General features: G+C 61.1%; 17 protein-coding genes and 2 pseudogenes. 6 read left to right on the forward strand and 13 right to left on the reverse strand.

Translation table 11 applies throughout. The annotated features are described in order from the left end of the window. From PSH57_RS05765 to PSH57_RS05790, 6 genes are all read right to left on the reverse strand, one after another. Entirely contained in the window at positions 1–1332 is a 1332-nt protein-coding gene (locus PSH57_RS05765; protein ID WP_305388369.1) for a DUF58 domain-containing protein, read from the reverse strand. Between the two features lie 169 nt (positions 1333–1501). Continuing rightward, complete coding sequence (locus PSH57_RS05770; RefSeq protein ID WP_305388371.1) at positions 1502–2506, reverse strand: AAA family ATPase; 1005 nt, start codon at positions 2504–2506, stop codon at positions 1502–1504. Continuing rightward, positions 2503–3666: a DUF4350 domain-containing protein gene (locus PSH57_RS05775; RefSeq protein WP_305388373.1), complete on the reverse strand. Its 1164-nt coding sequence runs from the start codon at positions 3664–3666 to the stop codon at positions 2503–2505. Before PSH57_RS05775 ends, PSH57_RS05770 begins: the two co-directional genes overlap by 4 nt. After that, positions 3663–5201, reverse strand: a complete 1539-nt coding sequence (locus PSH57_RS05780; RefSeq protein WP_305388374.1) for a DUF4129 domain-containing protein — start codon at positions 5199–5201, stop codon at positions 3663–3665. The genes PSH57_RS05775 and PSH57_RS05780 overlap by 4 nt, the downstream gene beginning before the upstream one ends. Continuing rightward, complete coding sequence (locus tag PSH57_RS05785) at positions 5188–6162, reverse strand: stage II sporulation protein M (RefSeq protein WP_305444851.1); 975 nt, start codon at positions 6160–6162, stop codon at positions 5188–5190. The genes PSH57_RS05780 and PSH57_RS05785 overlap by 14 nt, the downstream gene beginning before the upstream one ends. Further along, entirely contained in the window at positions 6159–6884 is a 726-nt protein-coding gene (locus PSH57_RS05790; protein ID WP_305388378.1) for an RDD family protein, read from the reverse strand. Before PSH57_RS05790 ends, PSH57_RS05785 begins: the two co-directional genes overlap by 4 nt. A gap of 622 nt (positions 6885–7506) precedes the next feature. Between PSH57_RS05790 and sbcB the strand changes: the two genes are divergently transcribed. After that, positions 7507–8934 carry an exodeoxyribonuclease I gene (gene sbcB / locus PSH57_RS05795; RefSeq protein ID WP_305388380.1) on the forward strand — a complete coding sequence of 476 codons (1428 nt, stop codon included), beginning with the start codon at positions 7507–7509 and terminating at the stop codon, positions 8932–8934. Between the two features lie 98 nt (positions 8935–9032). On the opposite strand, the gene mvaT is transcribed toward sbcB, so the two are convergent. Then, complete coding sequence (gene mvaT / locus PSH57_RS05800) at positions 9033–9410, reverse strand: histone-like nucleoid-structuring protein MvaT (RefSeq protein ID WP_305388381.1); 378 nt, start codon at positions 9408–9410, stop codon at positions 9033–9035. Positions 9411–9714: 304 nt separating this feature from the next. Here mvaT and purU point away from each other — a divergent pair, with 304 nt between their 5' ends. Both purU and PSH57_RS05810 read left to right on the forward strand, forming a co-directional pair. After that, positions 9715–10563 carry a formyltetrahydrofolate deformylase gene (gene purU / locus PSH57_RS05805; RefSeq protein WP_256231366.1) on the forward strand — a complete coding sequence of 283 codons (849 nt, stop codon included), beginning with the start codon at positions 9715–9717 and terminating at the stop codon, positions 10561–10563. A 59-nt stretch (positions 10564–10622) separates the two neighbouring features. Beyond that, a complete protein-coding gene (locus PSH57_RS05810) occupies positions 10623–10814 on the forward strand; it encodes a hypothetical protein (protein WP_305388383.1) in 192 nt (63 codons plus the stop codon). Positions 10815–10821: 7 nt separating this feature from the next. Here the strand turns inward: PSH57_RS05810 and PSH57_RS05815 are convergent, their stop codons facing one another. The 5 genes and pseudogenes from PSH57_RS05815 to PSH57_RS29240 all read right to left on the reverse strand — a co-directional run. Beyond that, positions 10822–11817, reverse strand: a complete 996-nt coding sequence (locus PSH57_RS05815) for a glucosaminyl phosphatidylglycerol flippase (protein ID WP_305388384.1) — start codon at positions 11815–11817, stop codon at positions 10822–10824. Beyond that, a complete protein-coding gene (locus PSH57_RS05820; RefSeq protein WP_305390301.1) occupies positions 11814–12581 on the reverse strand; it encodes an N-acetylglucosaminyl phosphatidylglycerol deacetylase in 768 nt (255 codons plus the stop codon). The genes PSH57_RS05815 and PSH57_RS05820 overlap by 4 nt, the downstream gene beginning before the upstream one ends. A gap of 16 nt (positions 12582–12597) precedes the next feature. After that, positions 12598–13720: pseudogene (locus tag PSH57_RS05825) on the reverse strand (glycosyltransferase family 4 protein). A 185-nt stretch (positions 13721–13905) separates the two neighbouring features. After that, positions 13906–14670, reverse strand: a complete 765-nt coding sequence (locus PSH57_RS29235; RefSeq protein ID WP_422766090.1) for a methyl-accepting chemotaxis protein — start codon at positions 14668–14670, stop codon at positions 13906–13908. Between the two features lie 141 nt (positions 14671–14811). Next, positions 14812–15795, reverse strand: a pseudogene (locus tag PSH57_RS29240) (HAMP domain-containing protein); the annotation flags it as partial. 190 nt (positions 15796–15985) lie between these two features. Here PSH57_RS29240 and PSH57_RS05835 point away from each other — a divergent pair. Further along, a complete protein-coding gene (locus PSH57_RS05835) occupies positions 15986–17473 on the forward strand; it encodes a helicase HerA-like domain-containing protein (protein WP_305388393.1) in 1488 nt (495 codons plus the stop codon). 146 nt (positions 17474–17619) lie between these two features. On the opposite strand, the gene PSH57_RS05840 is transcribed toward PSH57_RS05835, so the two are convergent. Further along, a complete protein-coding gene (locus PSH57_RS05840; RefSeq protein ID WP_256231360.1) occupies positions 17620–18075 on the reverse strand; it encodes a DUF721 domain-containing protein in 456 nt (151 codons plus the stop codon). Between the two features lie 307 nt (positions 18076–18382). Between PSH57_RS05840 and secA the strand changes: the two genes are divergently transcribed. Next, complete coding sequence (gene secA / locus PSH57_RS05845; RefSeq protein ID WP_305388396.1) at positions 18383–21118, forward strand: preprotein translocase subunit SecA; 2736 nt, start codon at positions 18383–18385, stop codon at positions 21116–21118. A 122-nt stretch (positions 21119–21240) separates the two neighbouring features. Beyond that, on the forward strand, positions 21241–22458 hold the full coding sequence (argJ, locus tag PSH57_RS05850) for a bifunctional glutamate N-acetyltransferase/amino-acid acetyltransferase ArgJ (RefSeq protein WP_305388397.1): 1218 nt from the start codon (positions 21241–21243) through the stop codon (positions 22456–22458). Positions 22459–22582 lie beyond the last annotated feature (124 nt).

Genomic DNA, 22582 nt, shown 5'->3' on the forward strand with positions numbered 1-22582 from the left:
CTATAAATCCCCCGCCTTCTTCCATCCCAAATACAACGTCACCAACTCGGCCCCCAACTCCCGGGGCCGGGCTTGCAGTACCGCCACCCCATGGGCGCTCAAGCGCTCATGCAGTTCGGCCCGGGCGTTCAAGTAATCCACTGTTGCGCAATAGCTCAGGGCTTCGGGCAGGGTTTGCACCGGTGTCTGGCGTATGCGGTCGAGTGCCTCTTCCCGCAGGCTCGCCACCAAAACCCGGTGCTGTTGGCCCAGGCGTTTGATGGCGACCAGCAGCTCTTCATCGTCTTCATCGCGAAGGTTGGTCACCAGCACCACCAGGGCCCGGCGTTTTTGCCGGGTCAGCAGTTGGGTGACGGCGGCCTGGTAGTCGGCCGGGCGCTGGCTGCTGTCGAGGTCGTAGACGGTGTTGAGCAACACGTTCAGTTGACCGGTGCCTTTGACCGGTGCCAGGTAGCGCGGCAGTTCGCTGGCGAAGGTGCTCAGGCCCACGGCGTCGCCTTGGCGTAGCGCGGTGTAGCTGAGCAACAGGCAAGCATTGAGGGCGTGGTCGAAGTGCGCCAGCTCGCCGTCCTGGCTGCGCATGCGTCGGCCGCAGTCGAGCAGGAAGATGATCTGCTGGTCGCGCTCGTCTTCGTATTCCCGGGCAATCGGTGTGCGATGGCGAGCGGTGGCTTTCCAGTCGATCTGACGCAGGCTGTCGCCTTCGCGAAATTCGCGCAGTTGATGAAACTCCTGCCCCTGGCCCCGTCGTTGGCGCTGGCGGATACCCAGTTGGCTGAGCCAGTTGTCCACCGCCAGCAGTTGGCCGTCGTAGAGCCTGGCGAAGTCCGGGTAGACGCGGGTGTGGTCGACTGCGTCCAGCAGTCGTTTGCCGACCCACAGACCCAGTGGGCTGGGCAGGCTGATTTCGCAGTGTTCAAAGCTGAAGTGACCGCGCTTGAGCGGGCGCAGGCGGTAGCCAGTCTGGCTGTGTTGACCGGGTTGCAGCTCGACCGACAAGGGGAGATTTTCGAAGTCCAGGCCGTCGGGAACATGATCGAAAACCTCAATGTTCAGCGGCTGCGCAAAGTCATGGCTGATCTGTAGCCGCACTTCGCTCCAGCGACTCAATGCCAGGCTGCCGGGCATCTGCCGTTGCACCCGGGGCGAGGGCAAGCGCTTGAGGCGCACGGCGTCGAGTATCGCCAGGGCCAGCAGGGCCAGCAGCAGCCCCCAGTGGATCGACAGCAACATCGATGGAACCGCAACGCCCAGCGCCCGCAACGCGCCCAGCACGATGCCGACGGCCAGCAGAATGGCAAGCCAGGTCAGCAGCAGGCGCGAGGGTTTCATTGACGCATCTCCTTTGGGAGAAATGCGGCGCGAGTTTTTGTGGCGAGGGGATTTATGTGGGAGCAAAGCTTGCTCGCGATACAGGCGACTCGGTTTCTGAAAGACCGCATCGCTTCCATCGCGAGCAAGCTTTGCTCCCACATAAGTACTCTCGCCATGCGGGTGTACCTCACAACCGCGGCGCCGGCACTTGATCGAGCAGTTGCTCCAGCACCTGATCCACCGAAAGCCCTTCGATGTCCAGCTCCGGCGCCAGCCGCACCCGGTGGCGCAGCACGGCCAGGGCGCAGCCCTTGATGTCATCCGGCACCACGAACTCGCCGCCGCGCAACAATGCCCGGGCCCGGGCGCAACGCACCAGGGCAATCGAGGCACGCGGCCCGGCGCCCAGGGTCAGGCCCGGCCAACTGCGGGTGGTGCGGGCCAGGCGCACGGCGTAGTCGAGCACCTGATCGTCCATCGGCAGGTCACTGGCGATGCGTTGCAGCGCTTGCACGTCCTTGGCCTGCAACACCGTGCGCAATGGTTGCACATCGAGCATGTCGGCCCGGGTCGAACGGCTGACCTGACGGACCATGTTCAATTCCTGGTCGGCGTCGGGGTAGTCCATGCGCACTTTGAGCATGAAGCGATCGAGCTCGGCTTCCGGCAGTGGGTAGGTGCCTTCCTGTTCGATCGGGTTCTGGGTGGCGAGCACCATGAACGGCTGGGCGATGGGCAAGGCGCGGCCTTCGAGGGTGACCTGGCGTTCCTGCATGGCTTCGAGCAGCGCGGCCTGGGTCTTGGCCGGGGCGCGGTTGATTTCGTCGGCCAGCAGCAGGTTGGTAAACACCGGCCCCTTGCGCAGCTTGAACTGCTCGGTCTGCAAGTCGTACACCGCGTGCCCGGTGACGTCGCTGGGCATCAGGTCGGGGGTGAACTGGATGCGCGCGAATTCGCCGCCGAAACAGCGGGCCAGGGCGCGCACCAGCAGCGTCTTGCCCAACCCCGGAACCCCTTCGAGCAAGACGTGGCCGCCGGCGATCAGGGCCGTGAGCACATCGTCGATCACTGCGGCCTGGCCGACCACCGCCTTGTGCAGCTCGGTGCGGATGGCCTGGGCCAGTTGGCTGGCGCGCTGGCGCTGTTGGGCGGCGTGGGTCTGGCCACCGGCAGGTTCGTTCTGTTCAGTCATAAGGCATTCCTGAGGGTTTGCAGATGGGCGACCTGGCGGCAGAACTCAGCGCTGGACATGCGCTGTTGCGGCCGGGGGCTGAAGGCCTGGCTGATGGCCCGCGTAGGTTGGCGGGTCAGGCGGGCGAGCACTTGCCATTGTTCGGCCACGGCCTGTTGTTCGAAACCGGGATGAAGATGGCGTGCCCGGCGCAGCACGTCCTGTTGCAAGCTGTGCAGCAGATGCTGCCGGCCATTGTGCCGTAGATGAAAAGCGGCGCTGGCCTGCAGGTGTTCCTCCAACTGGCGCCGCGCTTTGGCGGCCGGTTGTTGCAGCGGGCCCTGACGCATCGCCGAACGCCAGAGCCAGAGGGCGATCAAGGCCAGCAGCGCCACCGAGGCCTGGGGGAAATAACGCAGCAACAGCGCCAGCAGGTTGTCGTGATCGATGTCGTACAGCAGCGTCACCTGGGTGTCGGCGCTCAAATACCAGAGCAGCCAGGCGTTGTCGTATTGGTCGATATGGTCGTTCTTCCACAGCTCGGCGTCGGTGAGCACGGTGATCGAGCCCAGGCCGTGGTTGAGCTGCATCATGTGGGTCGCCAACGCGCTGTTGGCCCAGGCCTGGGCGAGGTTCTGCGGGTCTTCGAGGTGGAAGTCGGTGTCGAAACCGACATACGCAGGCGCTTCCTCGTCCTCCAGGTACAACTTGGTCAGCTTGGGGTAGCTATCCTTGATGAGTTCGGGCTCCGGCGCCTTGAGATCCTTGCTCAGGAATTGGCGCAGGCGCACACGGTCCAGCAATAAGTCGCCGCTGCTGGCGGTACTGTTGTCCCATAAGGCCTCGGCGACAAACAGCAATCGTCCACCGGCCTGGGCCCAGTTCATCAACTGATCGACTTCCCACGGGGTCATATGGGTGCGCTCACCCAGCAACAGCAGGCTGCGCTGATCAGGCTCAAGACTGGGCAGGACATCCAGGTTATTGGCGTGCTCAACGTTTATGCCCTGCCGGCGCAGGAAATGTTCGGCGGCCAGGTAGGGATTGGCCTGGGCCTCGGGGGAGGGGCCGTGGTCGATGGTTTCCTGATAGGGCACCGCCTTCAGAAACAGATAGAGGCCCAAGGCGCACAGCAGTGCGGCCACCCCTGCGCCGATCAACAGCCCCGCGCGGCGATTCATCGAGACACCTGCGGCCCGAACAATCCGCGCCAGTCGTCGCACAGTTGCTGTTGCAGGTGTGTCGGCGGTGGGCGATGGCCGTACGCAATGTTTTGCCAGTGCTGGGTCAGGTGTTGGCTGAACGTCAGCAGGCGTTCATGCTCCAGCTGTTCGATGCGTTGCAGCACCTGACCTTCGGTGTCGGCTGGTTTCAAGGGCATCGCAAAGTCATGGTGCAAGCGGCTGAGCAGCGCCCGATACAGCAGGCCCAAGGCCTGGCGAGGGTCCGCGGCCCATAGCTGTTCAACGCTGGTGGCCACGTCGTCCGGCAAGCTCTCTTCGCGGATATCCAGGCCGAACATCTGTGCCGGTACCGGTCGTGCCACGGGGGGGCGTTTTGTCGGTCGCAGATTCACCAAGGCCCTGAGCCTTTCCCGGTAGCGCCAGGCCAGCCAGGCAATCGCCGCCACCAGGCAGGCCCACAGTACGATCTGGATCAGCGCGGCGGCGATGTCGAAGCGTTGGCCGCTCATCCATTTGAACCATGCCTTGAGCCAGCCCGGCGCTTCGTCGGTCTCGGGCGATTCGGCGGTTTCTTCACCCAGGCGATAGCGGGTGAGCGTTTCCGGGTTCTTGAACGGCGGGGCCTGGAGGATCGCCTTGATGCTGTCCCTGGAGGCCTCGCTGGTAAGGGGTTGGTTGAGCAGCCGCGGGCTGTCGGGGGCGGTGCTGTCTTTGGCGGCCCAGGCCGGCGGTGCCAGCGGCACCAGCAGCAGTGCCAGCAACATCAGCGCGGGGACCGTGCTGCTCAGGCGTTGGCGCAGGCGCCGGAATACCAGTTCGATGTCCCAGGCCTCGAGTAGGGTGCGCCGGTTCAGGTAGAGGCTGAAGCCGCAGGCGACATACACCGGCTCCCAGACGATCAGCAGCAGGGGATACAGCAGGTTGATCAGGTGTTCGAGCCACAACCAGTCGTGCTCGGCGACGGCGATCAGCGTCTGCCAGTTCCATTGCAGTTCGACCTGCTGCGGCACGAGCAGGTAGAACAGGGCCATGAGGCCGAACCACAAGGCGATTTCCAGGTGGACACCGATCACGGTCAGCCATTGCGCTGCACCACGGTTGCGTTGCAGCAGCACCCGCAAGCGCTGTTCGCGCGCCTCGCCGTCGAGTCCTTCGAGTTGCACCACGGGCATCAGGAAGCTGCGACTCAGGCTCAGCCGTCGCCAGGTCAGACTCGCCAGCAACTGGGGCTTGAGCAACGTGGGCCACTGGCGCAAGGCCTGTTTCAATGTCGGTGTTTCGCCAAACAGCGCCTTGGAGAGGATGTACAGGGGCAAACGGTCAAAGGCCGGTTTCAACCACCAGAACAGGAACATCGCCAGGGATGGCGAATCCCACAGCAGCAGGGACAACAGCGCAAACACCGGCAAGGTGACAACGGCCCAACTGGTCATGAGCAAACGTCGATGCTGCTGGCTCATCAGCACGCCCAGGTCCATGGCTTCCCAGGTGGTGCGCGGGCGGATGACGACGGTGGCATCACTCAGGCGCATGGCGGGCTCGTCCGGCAAACGCCAGGTAACTGATCACCAAAAGCCACAACAAGGCGCCGACCGTGTATTTGGTGGCGGCTGTCACGGTGCTGGAGGACCAGTACGCTTCGATGAACGCGGCAATCAGCAGCAACAGCATCACGCCGCCGACCATCAGCACGCTTTTGCCGGCGGCGATCCGCAAGGCCTCGCCTCGGGTGAGGCGCCCCGGCGCGATCAACGCCCAGCCCAGTTGCAGGCCGGCGGCACCGGCCAACGTGATGGCGGTGAGTTCGAAGGCGCCATGGCCAATCACGAACGACCAGAACGTCCCACCCGAACCGATCTGGGTCAGGTGCCCGGCCACCGCGCCAATGGTCAGGCCGTTGAAAAACAGGAAGAACGCACTGCCCAGGCCAAACATCAAGCCACTGGCGAACGTCTGAAAGGCGATGCCGATGTTGTGCATGATGTAGTAGCCGAACATGACCCAGTCCTCGCTGGCGGCCCGCTCGATCGAACGCCCCAGGTGCCCGGCGGCCGGGTCGTACATGCCACGTATCTGGCTGACTTCCTCGGCGCTCAACAGGCTGTAGACCAGCTCCGGAAACAGATAGACCAGCAGCCCGATGCCGATCAGGCTGCCCATGAACATCACCCCGGCGGCCAGTACGAAACGCCATTGTTCCCGCACGAGTCGGGGAAAACCGGCCAGGATGAAAGCCGAAAGGCTGGTCGATGGCCGGCTGCGGTCCCGATAGAGTTGCTGGTGGCCGCGCAGTGCCAACTGTTGCAGTGTGTCGGCCGGCAGGCTGCTGTAACCCCTTGCCTGGGCCAGCGCCAGATGATGACAAAGCCTGCGGTAGGCGGCAGGAAAGTCGCTGCTTTGGGGCACGTTGCGGCTGCGCTCCAGTTGATCGAGTTGCCGGGACAGGCGCTCCCATTCCCCTTGGTGGCGGTTTTCGAACAGGCTTTGTTTCATGTTGGCCCCAGCAGGCCACGGGCGATGCCATTGAGTTCGGCCACGGCTTTGGGGGCCTGGACGTTCAGTGGCGCGGCCAGGATGGTCGCCAGTTCGTTGACCCGCGCTTCGGACAGTTCAGCCTGGCGTTCAGCGAAACCCAGCACGGCGCGTTGTTCGTTCAGGCTCAGGGCAAAAGTTGGCCGTATCGGCTGCGCCAGGGGTAGCGCAGGACGCTTGACCGGTCGCTCGCGATACACCACCAGGGTGCCGGCGGCCAGGTCTCCCAGGCGTTTGAAGGCAGGATGTTGCAGGCAACTGATTGCGCCGAAGGTGTAGCCAAAGGGCAGCATGTCGACAAAACGCAGCAGGTTGCGGATCAATGAAGCGGACCAGCCGATGGGTCTGCCGTCGTCCTGCACCACTCGCAACCCCATGATCTGTTTGCCAGGGGAGCGTCCCTGGTTCAGCACCTCGAACAGCACCATGTACCACCAGCTGACGACGAACAACAGGATGGAGCCCAGGCCAATGCCCAGCTCACCAAAAAACGCCAGGATGAAGAACACCAGCCCCAGGATCAGCCCGCGTATGCCCAGGTCGATGGCAAAGGCCAGCGCACGAGGCATCAACCCCGCCGGGCGCAGTGGCAGGTCGATGCCTTCGGGCGTTTCAACCTGATACCGCGTATCCAGTGGCGGGGGCAGCGTCGCGTTCCTTTGCAGTGCTGGTCTCTCGAGCATGGGCAACCTGAGTGATGGGCCGGTGCGAACGTTCAGTCTCGGCCCCGATGCTAGCAGTCTTCGTGCGGGCAAACGACATAACTATGTATGTCATTTCATGGCTTGCAACAGGATTCAGGCCCCGAACACAAAGTAGAACCCCTGTGGGAGCGAGTCTGCTCGCGATGACGGCGGTACATCCAACATCGCCGTTTCAGGCAGACCGCTATCGCGAGCAGGCTCCCACAGTTTTGATTGATGGTGTTCACGAATTTGTACCCGTCACACATCCCCCTGTGGGAGCGAGCCTGCTCGCGATGGCGGCGGCACATCCAACATCGCCGTTTCAGGCAGACCGTTATCGCGAGCAGGCTCGCTCCCACAGTTTTGATTGATGGTGTTCACGAATTTGTACCCGCCACACATCCCCCTGTGGGAGCGAGCCTGCTCGCGATGGCAGTGGCACATTCAACATTGATCAAGACTGACCCACCGCTATCGCGAGCAGGCTCCCACAGGGGTTCAGTGTTCACGGAGCTGGTGTCTGTCTTAGCTCCCATTTGGATTTCAAAAGTTATGCAGCGCTGGCCGCGGGTGGGCTCGAAGGCCTAGACTTCGTCAGTCTTCAGCCCAGGAACAACCCGTGACTTCCATCTTCTGGTACGACTACGAAACCACCGGCATCAACCCGCGTTGCGACCGGCCCTTGCAGGTGGCGGGGATCCGTACCGATTTCGAACTCAATGAAATCGATGCGCCGGTGAATCTGTATTGCCGGCCCAGCGATGACATCCTGCCGCATCCGGCGGCTTGTGCGATCACCGGCATTACCCCGCAATGCCTGGCCGACAAAGGCTTGAGTGAGGCCGATTTCATGACCCGTATCCACGGGCAACTGGCCGCGCCCGGCACCTGTGGCGCCGGCTACAACACCCTGCGTTTCGACGATGAAATGACTCGCTACAGCCTCTACCGGAATTTTTTCGACCCGTACGCTCGGGAGTGGCAGGGCGGCAACAGCCGCTGGGACCTGATCGACCTGGTGCGCGCCGCCTATGCGTTGCGCCCCGAAGGCATTGTCTGGCCGCAAGAGGAGGGGCGCGTCACGCTCAAGCTCGAGCGCCTGACCGCCGCCAATGGTATCGACCACGGCCAGGCTCACGATGCGTTGTCGGACGTGCGTGCGACGATCGCCCTGGCCCGTCTGATCCGCCAGAAGCAACCCAGGCTTTACGACTGGCTGTTCCAGTTACGCAGCAAACAGAAAGTCCTGGATCAGATCCGCCTGTTGCAGCCGTTGGTGCATATTTCCGGGCGTTTCTCGGCTGCGCGAAACTATATCGGTGTAGTTTTGCCATTGGCCTGGCACCCGAAAAATCGCAATGCCCTGATCGTCTGTGACTTGCACCTGGACCCGCTGGGTTTGCTGGACCACGATGCTGAAACCCTGCGTCAACGTTTGTATACCCGCCGTGAAGAACTGCTCGAAGGTGAGTTGCCGGTGCCTCTCAAGCTCATTCATATCAACAAGTGCCCGGTGGTTGCGCCGCTGTCGGTGCTGCGTGCCGAGGACCAGCAGCGGCTGCAACTGGACATGGACCTTTACCAGGCGCGTGCGCTGCGGCTAACTGACGCACAGCAAGTTTGGCAGGACAAACTTCAGGCTATTTATGGTGGCGAGGATTTCACGGCCAGTGAGGATCCCGAGCAACAGTTATACGCGGGCTTCATCGGCGACCGCGATCGTCGATTGTGTGAACAAGTGCGCATGGCTGATCCAGCTCAATTGACGCAAGAGCGCTGGCCTTTTGATGATGAGCGTTTGCCGCAATTATTGTTCCGATATCGCGCGCGAAACTTCCCGGACACGTTGACCGCCGAAGAGCAGGAACGCTGGAGACTTTTCTGTCAGCAACGTTTGTCCTCCCCGGAATGGGGCGCGCCTAATACCTTGCAAAGTTTTGATGAGGCGATGGGGGAGTGGATGGCCCTTTCTACGCCATTGCAGCGCGAGGTACTCGTAGAGTGGCAGGGCTACAGCCAGCAATTGCGCAAACGTTTAAGCCTTTGAGTGGTGATGATTGAAGTGGGTAAATGGCAGGCATAAAAAAACGCCAGCAATCGCTGGCGTTATTCTTGTTCGCATGGAGCGACGCGAACCGGTGAGGCTTAGCCCAGCAGGGTTGCCCAACCTTCAACCACGTCACCGCCCCACTTGGCTTTCCACTCTTTCAGGGTCTTGTGGTTGCCACCTTTGGTTTCGATGACTTCGCCGTTGTGCGGGTTTTTGTATTGCTTAACTTTGCGAGCGCGTTTGGTGCCGGTAGTTTTTACCGCGCCACGGGTTGCTTTGCCCGATTTGGCTTCTGGATCCAGCATAGCAATGATGTCACGCAGCGATTTTTGGTATTCGCCCATCAGCGTGCGCAGTTTGCCTTCGAATTCCAGTTCTTTCTGCAGCTTGTCGTCTTTGGACAGGGCTTTCAGACGTTCTTGCAGTTCTTTGATTGCTTCTTCGGTGCTGCGGTATTCATTGATCAAGGACATGAGGACTACCTTATGTAGGACGCGGGTGACAAGGAGACAGTGAGGCAATAGTAATCAGACAGTTTCATCAAGTAAACATTTAACCGGTGTTTTATTTAATTAATTAGTGCGGCCCCACAAAAATGGCGTTGCAGTTAAATACTGAAACACAGTCTTCACCTCTGCTCACAAATATAGCGTGTTGCCAAAGGCCTGCCTCCATTGCCGGCCGGGCAGACAAATGTGCGCGGCGTGTCATCGATACTGCAGTTTTGCCGCGCAATGGCTAGAATGGCCGCCTTTGTGAAGTTCTGGAGTTACCCTAATGCGCACTTTTCGGCTGGTGATCGCTTGCCCGGACCGCGTCGGCATCGTTGCTAAAGTCAGTAATTTTCTGGCGTCCCATAACGGTTGGATCACTGAAGCGAGCCATCACTCGGACACTCACAGTGGTTGGTTTTTCATGCGTCACGAAATTCGTGCCGACTCGCTGCCCTTCGGCATCGAAGCCTTTCGTGAGGCGTTCGCACCGATTGCCGAAGAGTTTTCGATGGACTGGCGAATCACCGATACCGCGCAGAAAAAACGCGTGGTGCTGATGGCCAGCAAAGAGTCTCACTGTCTGGCTGATTTGCTGCACCGCTGGCACAGCGATGAGCTCGATTGCGACATTGCCTGTGTCATTTCCAACCATGACGCCTTGCGCAGCATGGTGGAGTGGCACGGTATCCCGTATTACCATGTCCCGGTCGACCCACAGGACAAGCAACCGGCATTTGCCGAAGTTTCGCGGCTGGTCAAGCAGCACGATGCCGAGGTGGTGGTGCTGGCCCGCTACATGCAAATCCTGCCGCCAGCCCTGTGCAGCGAATACGCGCACAAGGTCATCAATATCCACCACAGTTTCCTGCCCTCGTTCGTCGGTGCCAAGCCGTATCACCAGGCCTCGATGCGTGGCGTGAAGCTGATTGGCGCCACCTGCCACTACGTGACCGAAGAGCTGGACGCGGGGCCGATCATCGAGCAGGACGTTGTGCGCGTCAGCCACAGCGACAGCATCGAAGACATGGTGCGTTTCGGCCGTGACGTGGAAAAAATGGTACTGGCGCGGGGCTTGCGTTATCACCTGGAAGATCGGGTGCTGGTGCACGGCAACAAGACCGTGGTGTTCTGACTACCACCGCAAGGGGCCTGGACGAGTGATCGCCAGGCCTTTTTTTCATGAGGTTCGCCATGACCGATCCGTTGGACAAAGCCACCTCCCGAGCCCCGGCAACCCTGGGTGAGGGCTGCCTGAGCCGTTACGATCCTGAAGCGTTGAGCCCGGAGGATGGCACGGACTTTCCCGACGCCGCGCAACTGTGGAAACAAACGCACCCCGAGGACGAACCAGCGCCTATAAAGCCTGAAAGCGGTGATTCCTGAATGGGTGTCATGCCTGCCGCAGCTTGATCAATTTCTTGATCAACGGTCGCCCGACCATCAGAAAGAATACTGGTCCACCGGCGACCAGATAAAAGTAATAAGTCACGGCTCGCCAGATCAGAATCGCCGCTGCGGCTGTTGATTTGCCCACCATGGGCGCCAGCAGCGCCGCCGAGGTCAACTCTGCCGCCCCGGCGCCGCCGGGCAGCAGGCTGAACTGCCCCGCGCTCAAGGACAGCATCTGGATCAGGAAACTCCAGGCCCACTGCAAATCCGCCCCCAGGCCGCTCAACGCCAGATACAACACGCTGTAGCGCAGCACCCAGTGAAGGCACGTCAGGCCGAAGACCTGAAACAGGGTCTGACGGGGCAATTTCAGGGTGTCGGTGAACGCCGCCAGAAAGTGCAGGATCTTGCGTCCCCAGCGTTGGCGGGTGGCGGTCTTTACCCGCAAATGTCGCAATAGCCGAGCGCCCAGCAGAATCAGTTTGCGGTGGTAGCGGGCCACGAGCACGCAGCCGAACAGTCCGCCAAACAATGAGACGGCACTCAATGCCAGCATCCATTCGATGCTCTGGCTGAGGTTCTGGAACAAGGCATAAAACAGGATGCCGACCAAGGCGCAGAGGAAAAACAGCAGATCGCTCAACTGATCCATGGCAAACACCGCGCTGCCATGGGCCGGACGCACGCCATTGCGCGCGAGCAAAGCCATCAGCGTCAGCGGCCCGCCACTGCCGCCGGGCGTGGCGCACATGGCAAACTCGGTGGACATGACGACGCCAATGCTTTTGAACCTGCCGATGCGCCCGCGGTGTTCGCCCAGCAGCAAGCGCAGGCGCATGGCGTTCAGGCCCCAACAAAGGACGATCATGCCGAGCATGGTCAGCAGCAGTGACAAGGGAAAGCGCTGCACCCGTGACCACATCTCCCCGCCACCCATCAGCCACGGCACCAGTAACGCCATGAGCAAGGCGGCGCTCAGCCAGATCAGCCGTTTCATGCGGCGTCGCTGACCGGCAGGCCCCGGGTCGCCAGCCATTGGACCTTGGTCATCGGTACGCGGCCATCGTCGAGCAGGCGTTCGAGGGTGCGCAACCAATAATCCCGGGAAAATCCGTGACGCATGTCGACGGGATGCAGACCGAGGCGAATGACCGGCGCCTGGCGCCAGCGCTGTTCACGTTGGTCATTGATGACTTTGGAAAGGCCACGGCGCCAGGCGCTGCGGGCGCTCCATACCAGCCCTGGGGCGTCGATCGGCGTGAAGTCCGGCAAGCGATAGAGATGCTGGGGATCGCTGGTGTAACTCAGTGGCAACTGGCGCAGTGCCTGGCGCGTGCCTTCGCTCATGAGCCAGGCTGGAGCGACGAACCCCTCCAGCGGCCACTGGTAACGCTGGAAAGTTTCGACACCCGCGCGCAGACGGGCTAGGGCAGCCTCCTCGGACAGGCTGTAGAACTCGCCTTCGTGGGTGTACACCCGGCGCATGAACCAGTCCTTGGGGTGAGTCGCCGGCGGACCGTCGTCGCAATGGTAGTAGCCGTGCAGCACCAGTTCATCGCCGCGCTCGACCCGACCGTCGAGCAGGCGCCGAAAACCTGGGTGATCCTCCAGCGCGTTGGCGTGGTGAAAGTCCGGCACCACCAGCCAGGTCATTGGCACCTGGCCGAGGGCATCGACGGCTTCGACGAAGGGCTGGTAGTCGGGCCAGGTTTGCGGCGCCACATCGTGCAGCACCAATAACAGGCTGGGCGAGTGATTCATCGACACGGACTTCACCTCAACCATTGGCCAACAAGGGCAGTTGTTCACCCAGGACGCTGTGGTAGTGCCCCAGCAGGCTGTTGACCACCGAATCCCAGGCGTAGTGACGCTCCACATGCTGGCGCGCCAGCACACCGCGTCGCTGGCAGCCTTCGGCAAACAACTGCCGCACGGCGTTGGCCATGGCCTGTGGATTGTCGGGCGTGCACAGCAGGCCGCAGTCTTCGTGGACGATTTCGGTGAAGGCCCCGGCCGCCACCGCCACCACACCACAGGGATACCGCTGGCCATGGCTTCGAGAATCACCAGACCGAAGGTCTCTTGGTCTCCGGCATGCACCAGGGCATCGGCGCTGGCCATGAGGCGACTTGCGGCGCCGGACAGAATTCATCGACCACCGTAACGTTATCCGGCACCACCGCGGGCATGGACGAGCCCACCAGCAACAGGTGATAGCGTTCACCCAGGCGTTTCATGCACTTGAGCAGCACCGGCAGGTTTTTTTCCCTGGAGCCGCGACCGGCGAAAATCAGCAGGCGCGTGTCTTCGGCGATTCCCAGTTCGGCTCGCAGTTCCGGGTCGCGGGCGGCGGGGTTGAAGGTTTGCAGGTCCACGCCCAACGGCTGCACGTAGACATTCTTGACCCCCAGCCCGATCAACTTGTCGGCCATGACCTGGCTCGGAGCCAGGACCCGGTCGAAATTGCTGTACAACTTGCTGACATAGGCTTCGATGTTGGGCGTGAACCAGTTGCCCATGCGGTTGCTGACCAGCAGCGGCAGGTCGGAGTGATAGAAACCGATCACTGGCACATCGAGCTGACGCCGGGCGTCCAGGGCAGCCCAAGCGGTCAGGTAGGGATCACCGACTTCAATCAGGTCCGGTTGTAAATCACGCAGGACATTGCGCCAAGGCGCCAGGCGAAGCGGGAAACGATAGCCCTTGCCGAAAGGCAACGCGGGGGCCGGAACCTTATAGATCCCGTCGTGCTCGCTCAGGTGTGCGCCGGGGATCAACAGACTGTGGCGAATTCCGGGCCGATCACTCAGGCGCCGGTGCTTGGCATCCAGATAAGTGCGCACGCCGCCGCTGGCGGGGGCGTAGAACATGGTTATGTCCGCTATGTGCACGATGAACATCCCTCCGGTCTGTATTCTCCTTTGTTGACCTTTAGTAAGAATAGATGTTCGGTTGGGGTTGTGGGCGGCGGGATGTCTGTCAGCAGTGTGTTATTTGAGAGGGTCCCATCGCGAGCGGGCTCGCTCCCACAGTGGATCTGTGTTGTGCACAAACCCCTGTGGGAGCGAGCCTGCTCGCGAAGGCGTCAGATGCGGAAACTGCCCACCAGTTGCTTCAACCGCGCCGCCTGCTGCTCAAGGTCTGAACAGGCGCGCAATGTCGATTGCAGGTTCTCCACACCTTCCTGGTTCAGCGTGTTGATCTCGGTGATGTCGACATTGATGGATTCCACCACGGCCGTCTGCTCCTCGGTGGCAGTGGCCACTGACTGGTTCATGCCGTCGATTTCGCCGATGCGTTGGGTCACGCTGTTCAGGCGCTCGCCGGCCAGGTTGGCGATTTCCACGCTTTCCTGGCTGTGGCGCTGGCTGTCGTTCATGGTCGTGACCGAATCCCGGGCGCCGACCTGCAACTCCTCGATCATGGTCTGCACCTGTTGCGCCGATTCCTGGGTGCGGTGGGCCAGGTTGCGCACTTCATCGGCCACCACGGCAAACCCGCGCCCGGCCTCACCGGCCCGGGCCGCCTCGATCGCGGCATTGAGGGCCAGCAGGTTGGTTTGCTGGGAAATACTGGTGATTACTTCCAGGATCTGGCCAATGTTCACGGTTTTGCTGTTCAGCGATTCAACGTTGCTGCTTGAAGCACTCAGCAAGTCGGACAAGCGATTCATCGCGGCAATGCTGCGATCCACCACGTGTTGGCCGTCTTCGGCCAGGCCACGGGCGTCGCTGGCCTGATGGGAGGCTTGCGCTGCATTGCGGGCGATTTCCTGGGCAGCGGCGCCCAATTGGTTGATGGCCGCAGCGACACTGTTGGTGCGGCTGGCCTGTTCGTCGGAATTAACCATCGAGGAGTTCGACGCGCTCACCACCCGCAAGGCGACTTCGTTGACGTGTTCGGTGGCGGAGGACACTTCGCGGATCGAGTTATGGATACGCTCCACGAAACGGTTGAACGCCGTGCCCAGAATGCCGAATTCGTCCTGGTTCTGGATCGTCAGGCGTTTGGTCAGGTCGCCGTCGCCATCGGCAATGTCTTCCATCGCGCGGGTCATCACATGCAACGGCTGGATCAGCAAACGGATCAACATGCTCAGCAGCGCAATGATGAACGCCACGGCAATGACCGTAGCCACGACGGCCGAGGTGCGGAAATCGCTGAGCATCGAGTAGGCCTTGTCTTTATCCACCGACACGCCGACATACCAGTTCACCGAGGGCAGGCCTTTGATCGGCGTGAAGGTCACGATGCGCGTATGGCCATCGACCGCGACTTCGCTGATCTGGTCGCTGATTTTCGGGGTGTTCGTCGGGTAGGCTTCGGCCAGGGTCTTCATGACCAGGGCTTTATCCGGGTGTACCAGGATCTTGCCGTCGGCGCTGATCAGGTAGGCATAGCCCATGCCATCGAAATCCACAGTCTTGAGGTTGTCTACAATGGTCTGCAGGCTCAGGTCGCCGCCGACGACACCGACATTTTGCGTGGCGTTTTTCGAGGCGCTGGCGATGGAAATGATCAGCCCGCCGCTGGCAGCGTCGATGTAGGGTTCGGTCAGGGTCGAGGTGCTGCTGCTTTGTGCGCCTTTGTACCAGGGCCGTACGCGCGGATCGAAACCGTCAGGCATCTTCGCATCGGGGCGAATGATGAAACTGCCCTGGGCATCGCCAAGGTAGGACGCCATAAAAGTCGAGGTCAGCGCTTTCTGCTCCAGCAGGTGGGTGACGCTGGTCTGGTCGGGGGTGACGGCGATGTTCTGGGCCAGATTCTCGATAAGCAGGATGCGGCCGGTCAGCCAGGTCTGGATGTTATTTGCCGTGACAGCACCCATTTCATGCAGGTAGCTGTCCAGGTCGTCACGGATGGCGTTGCGTTGCAGGTAATCGTTGTATGTCGTGAAGGACGCGAAGGCTGCAATCACGATGAGCGCGGCGGCTATTAGAATTTTATGGCTAAAGCGCAGGTTTTTATTCATGGCTCGGGGGTCCGCTAAGGTCTTGATACGCTAAGCGTGCTTATATATAAGCGCGCAAAAAATGGCTTCACAGTGAAAAAAAGCTGATATTTCCTACTCTCCTTAGGGAATTATCCGACCTTGTTTTCAGTAGGGTCTGTCGCTTTAGATATCGGCCATGCAAGGCCATAGATTAACCACAGGTGACGAAATGCCTGACTCATCGCAACTTGTTATTGGCGCCGACCTTGCCGGCCAACCCATCGCCCAGGCCATGCGTCTGGCCAACCGTCATGGTCTGGTGGCCGGTGCCACCGGCACCGGCAAGACCGTTACCTTGCAACGCCTGGCCGAGACGTTCAGTGATGCCGGCGTGGCGGTATTCGCCGCAGACATCAAGGGTGACCTGTGCGGCCTCGGTGCCGCCGGCAATCCCCAGGGCAAGGTTGCCGAACGTATCGCCGGCATGTCCTGGCTTGGCCACAAACCTCAGGCTTATCCGGTGACCTTGTGGGATATCCATGGCAAATCCGGTCATCCGCTGCGCACCACCCTGAGTGAAATGGGCCCGCTGTTGCTCGGCAGCCTGTTGGAACTCACCGACAGCCAGCAATCGGCGTTGTACGCGGCCTTCAAGGTCGCCGACCGCGAAGGTCTGTTGCTGCTGGATCTCAAAGACTTGAAGGCGTTGCTCAATCACCTCAGGGACAACCCCGAGCTGCTGGGGGACGACGCCGCTTTGATGACCACCGGCTCCAGCCAGGCTTTGCTGCGGCGCTTGGCCACATTAGAGCAACAAGGCGCGGATGCGTTGTTCGGTGAGCCGGCCTTGCAGCTTGAGGACATCCTGCAACCGGCCAGCGACGGCCGCGGTCGCATCCATTTGCTGGATGCCAGCCGCCTGGTTCATGAAGCACCAAAAGTCTACGCAACGTTCCTGCTCTGGCTGCTGGCCGAGTTGTTCGAGCAATTGCCCGAGCGCGGCGACGCGGACAAACCACTGCTGGCGCTGTTCTTCGATGAGGCCCATCTGCTCTTTGCCGATACCCCCAAGGCGTTGCAAGAGCGGCTGGAACAAGTCGTGCGGCTGATTCGCTCCAAGGGCGTGGGGGTGTACTTCGTGACCCAGTCGCCAGGAGACTTGCCGGACGACGTGCTGGCGCAGTTGGGGTTGCGAATCCAGCATGGGCTGCGGGCCTTCACCACCAAGGAGCAGAAATCCCTGCGGGCGGTGGCGGACGGTTTCCGGCCCAACCCGCAATTCGATGCCTTGGCGGTGCTCACCGAACTGGGTATTGGCGAAGCCCTGGTGGGCACCTTGCAGGAAAAGGGCACGCCGGAGATGGTCCAACGAGTGCTGGTGGCGCCGCCTCAGTCGCGGATCGGACCGTTGACCGAAGCCGAACGTGCCGGGTTGATTGCCGGTTCGCCGTTGCAGGGGCGCTATGAAAAACCCATCGATCGCGAATCGGCTTATGAAGTACTGATGGGGCGCAAGGGCTTGGAGCCGCAAGCCGAAGAGGCACAAAGCACAGCGACCGCTGAAGAACCGAGCTTCACTGACAAGGCCGGGGAATTTCTCGGTACAGCGGCCGGCCAGGCATTGAAGTCGGCGATGCGCCAGGCCGCCAATCAGTTGGGACGGCAACTGGTGCGCGGGTTGATGGGGTCGTTGCTGGGGAGCAAAAAGCGCCGGTAGTGTTAAGACCGGGTTGCTGCCTTCGCGAGCAAGCCCGCTCCCACAGTGGTTTTGCGCTAAACACATATTTTGTGTCCGCCGCGTATCCATTGTGGGAGCGGGCTTGCTCGCGAAGGCGGTCTATCATCCAACAGAGATATTCAGATTCAATCCTTGGGCCGCCCATGCGCTGCCAACCGCTCCAGCGCCGCCCGCAGGTTGGGGTCGGTGATGCCATCCGCGGTGGCCTGGATGGTGGCGGCTGCATCGGTGGACAAATCCAGCGTGTGCCCCTTGACGGCGACCTGTACCGTGGGCGGTTGTACCTTGAACAGAATCCGCGTCAGGCCGGTAAACTCCTCGAAGTCCTGCAGTTGCCGTAGCAGGCGCTTTTGCTGATAGCGCAGGCGCGTGGCCCAGTGACCGTCCGTGACGATCAGCAGCAGGCTGCCTTCGCGCCAGGACGCCACGTGGCAATGCTCGCGAGCGGCAGGCTGTAATTGGCTGTCCAGCAGGCGCTGCAAGTGACCCAGTCGTTTGGCGTGGCCGAAGATGGCTTTCAGCGGTTTGGCTTCGCGCAGCAGAACGGCGGGAACCTTGGCTGGAAGAGGGCGAAAGGCCATGAACGAATACCGCAAGTGACAGGGACGCCATGGTAGCAGAAAGCGCCAGGTGCGCCGCGACCGCTCGCCAGGGGCGACCTTACCCGCACAATCAATGAATAACTTCTCTCGTTTGTGGGTTGAAGTTCCCGTAAAAGCCCTTATTTTAGGGAGGCCCCGTCACAGCGCTGTGCCAGCATCGTGGAATAACGCCACTTTCCTCACCATCGTTTCCGGGTAGAATGCTCGTTCGCATGCGGCCATGAGGGCTGCACGGGCGACTCACGGGGCCGCCCTCCATCCCTTTAGTGTGGAAGATCCTGCCGATATGTTTGCGCCTTTGTTAAAGAAACTTTTTGGAAGCAAGAACGAGCGTGAAGTCAAACGCATGCTCAAGACGGTACAGATCGTCAATGCCTTCGAAGAGCAAATGGTGGCCCTTTCGGACGATCAGTTACGCGCCAAGACTGCCGAATTCAAGGAGCGCATCGCCAAGGGGGAAACCCTTGACCAGCTCCTGCCCGAAGCCTTTGCGGTTGCCCGTGAAGCCGGCAAGCGGGTGATGGGCATGCGCCACTTCGACGTTCAGTTGATCGGCGGCATGACCTTGCACGAAGGCAAGATTGCCGAAATGCGTACCGGTGAGGGCAAGACCCTGGTGGCAACACTGGCGGTCTACCTCAACGCACTGTCCGGCAAGGGCGTGCATGTGGTGACGGTCAACGACTACCTGGCCCGCCGCGACGCCAACTGGATGCGCCCGTTGTATGAATTCCTCGGCCTGACGGTCGGCGTGGTCACGCCGTTCCAGCCGCCGGAAGAAAAGCGCGCCGCCTACGCGTCGGACATCACCTACGGCACCAACAACGAATTCGGTTTCGACTACCTGCGCGACAACATGGCGTTCAGCCTGGAAGAGAAGTTCCAGCGCGAACTCAATTTTTCGGTAATCGACGAAGTCGACTCCATTCTCATCGACGAAGCCCGTACCCCGCTGATCATTTCCGGTCAGGCCGAGGACAGTTCCAAGCTGTACATCGAGATCAACAAGCTGATCCCGCAGCTGGAACTTCACGTCGAAGAAGTCGAGGGTGAAGTGACCAAGGCCGGCCACTACACGGTCGACGAGAAGACCCGTCAGGTCGAGCTCAACGAAGCCGGTCACCAGTTCATCGAAGAAATGCTTACCCGTGTCGGCCTGCTGGCCGAAGGCGAGAGCCTGTACTCGGCCCATAACCTGGGCCTGCTGACCCACGTCTATGCCGGCCTGCGTGCCCACAAGCTGTTCCATCGCAATGTCGAGTACATCGTCCAGGACGGCCAGGTCGTGCTGGTGGATGAACATACCGGCCGGACCATGCCGGGCCGTCGTCTGTCCGAAGGCCTGCACCAGGCCATCGAAGCCAAGGAAGGTCTGAACATCCAGGCTGAGAGCCAGACCCTGGCCTCGACCACCTTCCAGAACTACTTCCGCCTGTACAACAAGCTGTCCGGCATGACCGGCACCGCCGACACCGAAGCGTTCGAGTTCCATCAGATCTACGGCCTGCAAGTGATGGTGATCCCGCCTAACAAGCCGCTGGCCCGTAAAGACTACAACGACCTGGTGTTCCTCACCGCCGATGAGAAGTACGCGGCGATCATCGCCGACATCAAGGAATGCATGGCCCAGGGCCGTCCGATCCTGGTGGGTACCGCCACGATCGAAACCTCCGAGCACATGTCCGCCCTGCTCAACAAGGAAGGTATCGAGCACAAGGTCCTTAACGCCAAGTTCCACGAAAAGGAAGCCGAGATCATCGCCCAGGCGGGTCGCCCAGGTGCGCTGACCATTGCCACCAACATGGCCGGCCGTGGTACCGACATCCTGTTGGGCGGCAACTGGGAAGTGGAAGTCGCCTCCCTGGAAAACCCGACGCCCGAGCAAATCGCACAGATCAAGGCCGACTGGCAGAAGCGTCATCAGCAGGTGCTCGAGTCCGGCGGTTTGCAGGTGATCGCTTCCGAGCGTCACGAATCGCGCCGTATCGACAACCAGTTGCGTGGCCGTGCCGGTCGTCAGGGCGATGCCGGTTCCAGCCGCTTCTATCTGTCGCTGGAAGATAGCCTGATGCGTATCTTCGCCTCTGATCGGGTGAAGAACTTCATGAAGGCTTTGGGCATGCAGCCTGGCGAAGCGATCGAACACCGGATGGTCACCAACGCCATCGAGAAAGCCCAGCGCAAGGTCGAGGGCCGCAACTTCGATATCCGTAAGCAATTGCTGGAGTTCGACGACGTCAACAACGAACAGCGTAAAGTGATTTATCACATGCGTAACAGTTTGTTGGCCGCCGACAACATTGGCGAAACCATCGCCGATTTCCGCCAGGACGTGCTCAACGCAACCATCAGCGCCCACATTCCTCCGCAGTCGCTGCCTGAGCAGTGGGATGTCGCCGGTCTGGAGGCTGCCTTGCAGAGCGACTTCGGCGTGGCGTTGCCGATCCAGCAATGGCTGGACGAAGACGATCACCTGTACGAAGAAACCCTGCGCGAGAAGCTGCTGGCCGAACTGATCGCCGCGTACAACGAGAAGGAAGACCAGGCCGGCGAAGAAGCGCTGCGCTCCTTCGAGAAGCAGATCGTGCTGCGGGTGCTGGACGACCTGTGGAAAGACCATCTGTCGACCATGGATCACTTGCGCCACGGTATCCACTTGCGTGGTTACGCCCAGAAGAACCCCAAGCAGGAATACAAGCGCGAGTCCTTCACGCTATTCTCCGAGCTGCTGGATTCGATCAAGCGCGACTCGATCCGCGTGTTGTCCCACGTTCAGGTTCGCCGCGAAGACCCGGTCGAAGAAGAGGCCCGTCTGCGACAGGAAGCCGAAGCCTTGGCCGCGCGCATGCAGTTCGAGCACGCCCAGGCCCCAGGCCTGGAAGTTGCCCAGGAGGAGGGCGCCGAGGTGGATGTTGCCCTGGCGACCGCGCCGGTACGCAACGAGCAGAAGCTGGGCCGCAACGAACTGTGCTATTGCGGTTCGGGCAAGAAATACAAGCATTGTCACGGGCAGATTCAGTAACACCCGTTTCAAACGCTGAACGACCCGCGCCGCGACAGGCCTTCCGCCGTCGCGGCGTTTTGCCATTTGTTTTGTCGTCTCAATGAAGACGGCTTCGATTACATCTATTTAGGAGCGCATTCATGGCTGTTGGTCTTGGTCCGTTGCCAACGTTGCACCCGGTTGCCGGTTTTGAACTCGGTATCGCCTCGGCGGGCATCAAGCGCCCTGGGCGCAAGGATGTCGTGGTCATGCGTTGCGCCGAAGGTTCGACGGTTGCCGGCGTGTTTACCCTCAACGCCTTTTGCGCGGCCCCCGTCATCCTGGCCAAGCAACGTGTCCAGGGTTCGGTGCGTTACCTGCTGACCAACACCGGAAACGCCAACGCCGGCACCGGTGCCCCAGGCCTGGTCGCCGCCGAGCGCACTTGCGCCAAACTGGCCGAACTGGCCGGCGTTGACGCCAGCCAGGTGCTGCCGTACTCCACCGGTGTGATCGGCGAACCGTTGCCGGTCGAGAAGATCGAAGGCGCCTTGCAGGCCGCTCTGGATGACCTGTCGGAAAACAACTGGGCCGCTGCCGCTACCGGCATCATGACCACCGACACGCTGCCCAAAGGGGCCAGTCGTCAATTCCAGCACGATGGCGTGACTGTCACCGTCACCGGCATCAGCAAAGGCGCCGGCATGATTCGTCCGAACATGGCGACTATGCTCGGCTACATCGCCACTGACGCCAAAGTCTCCCGGCAGGTGCTGCAGGACCTGATGCTCGATGGCGCCAACAAGTCGTTCAACCGCATCACCATTGACGGCGACACCTCCACCAACGACTGCTGCATGCTGATCGCCACCGGCAAGGCTGACCTGCCGGAAATTACCGAAGCCAGTGGTGCGCTGTTCACCGCCCTCAAACAGGCCGTGTTCGACGTGTGCATGGAGGTGGCCCAGGCCATCGTCCGTGACGGTGAAGGCGCGACCAAGTTCGTGACCGTGCAGGTCAACGGTGGCGGCAACCATCAGGAATGCCTGGATGTCGGCTACACCGTGGCGCATTCGCCCCTGATCAAGACCGCGCTGTTCGCCTCCGACCCGAACTGGGGCCGGATCCTCGCCGCCGTCGGCCGTGCCGGTGTGCCGGAGCTGGACGTGAGCAAGATCGATGTGTTCCTTGGCGAAGTCTGCATCGCCAGCCAAGGCGCACGCGCCGCTACCTACACCGAAGCCCAGGGCGCGGCGGTGATGCAGCAGGAAGAAATCACCATTCGTATCGAGCTGGGGCGTGGTGATTGCAGCGAAACGATCTGGACTACCGACCTGTCCCACGAGTATGTGAAGATTAACGCTGAGTATCGGACTTAACCGGCTCGGGACCGAGTTGCTGCCATCGCGAGCAGGCTCGCTCCCACACTGGATCTGCGGCGTTCACAGAACCCCTGTGGGAGCGGGCTTGCTCGCGATGGCGCCAGTACAGACACCCAAAAAC

This window comes from Pseudomonas hefeiensis, assembly GCF_030687835.1.
In the GTDB taxonomy this organism is placed as follows: domain Bacteria; phylum Pseudomonadota; class Gammaproteobacteria; order Pseudomonadales; family Pseudomonadaceae; genus Aquipseudomonas; species Aquipseudomonas hefeiensis.

What these genes read in the sequence shown, in the direction of transcription:
- PSH57_RS05770 (WP_305388371.1), bottom strand. Translation starts at nt 2,506, where the DNA reads ATGACTGAACAGAACGAACCTGCCGGTGGCCAGACCCACGCCGCCCAA.
- PSH57_RS05790 (WP_305388378.1), bottom strand. Translation starts at nt 6,884, where the DNA reads ATGCTCGAGAGACCAGCACTGCAAAGGAACGCGACGCTGCCCCCGCCA.
- secA (WP_305388396.1), top strand. Translation starts at nt 18,383, where the DNA reads ATGTTTGCGCCTTTGTTAAAGAAACTTTTTGGAAGCAAGAACGAGCGT.
- PSH57_RS05820 (WP_305390301.1), bottom strand. Translation starts at nt 12,581, where the DNA reads ATGAATCACTCGCCCAGCCTGTTATTGGTGCTGCACGATGTGGCGCCG.
- PSH57_RS05835 (WP_305388393.1), top strand. Translation starts at nt 15,986, where the DNA reads ATGCCTGACTCATCGCAACTTGTTATTGGCGCCGACCTTGCCGGCCAA.
- PSH57_RS05840 (WP_256231360.1), bottom strand. Translation starts at nt 18,075, where the DNA reads ATGGCCTTTCGCCCTCTTCCAGCCAAGGTTCCCGCCGTTCTGCTGCGC.
- PSH57_RS29235 (WP_422766090.1), bottom strand. Translation starts at nt 14,670, where the DNA reads ATGGTTAATTCCGACGAACAGGCCAGCCGCACCAACAGTGTCGCTGCG.
- purU (WP_256231366.1), top strand. Translation starts at nt 9,715, where the DNA reads ATGCGCACTTTTCGGCTGGTGATCGCTTGCCCGGACCGCGTCGGCATC.
- argJ (WP_305388397.1), top strand. Translation starts at nt 21,241, where the DNA reads ATGGCTGTTGGTCTTGGTCCGTTGCCAACGTTGCACCCGGTTGCCGGT.
- PSH57_RS05780 (WP_305388374.1), bottom strand. Translation starts at nt 5,201, where the DNA reads ATGCGCCTGAGTGATGCCACCGTCGTCATCCGCCCGCGCACCACCTGG.
- mvaT (WP_305388381.1), bottom strand. Translation starts at nt 9,410, where the DNA reads ATGTCCTTGATCAATGAATACCGCAGCACCGAAGAAGCAATCAAAGAA.
- PSH57_RS05810 (WP_305388383.1), top strand. Translation starts at nt 10,623, where the DNA reads ATGACCGATCCGTTGGACAAAGCCACCTCCCGAGCCCCGGCAACCCTG.
- PSH57_RS05775 (WP_305388373.1), bottom strand. Translation starts at nt 3,666, where the DNA reads ATGAATCGCCGCGCGGGGCTGTTGATCGGCGCAGGGGTGGCCGCACTG.
- PSH57_RS05765 (WP_305388369.1), bottom strand. Translation starts at nt 1,332, where the DNA reads ATGAAACCCTCGCGCCTGCTGCTGACCTGGCTTGCCATTCTGCTGGCC.
- PSH57_RS05785 (WP_305444851.1), bottom strand. Translation starts at nt 6,162, where the DNA reads ATGAAACAAAGCCTGTTCGAAAACCGCCACCAAGGGGAATGGGAGCGC.
- PSH57_RS05815 (WP_305388384.1), bottom strand. Translation starts at nt 11,817, where the DNA reads ATGAAACGGCTGATCTGGCTGAGCGCCGCCTTGCTCATGGCGTTACTG.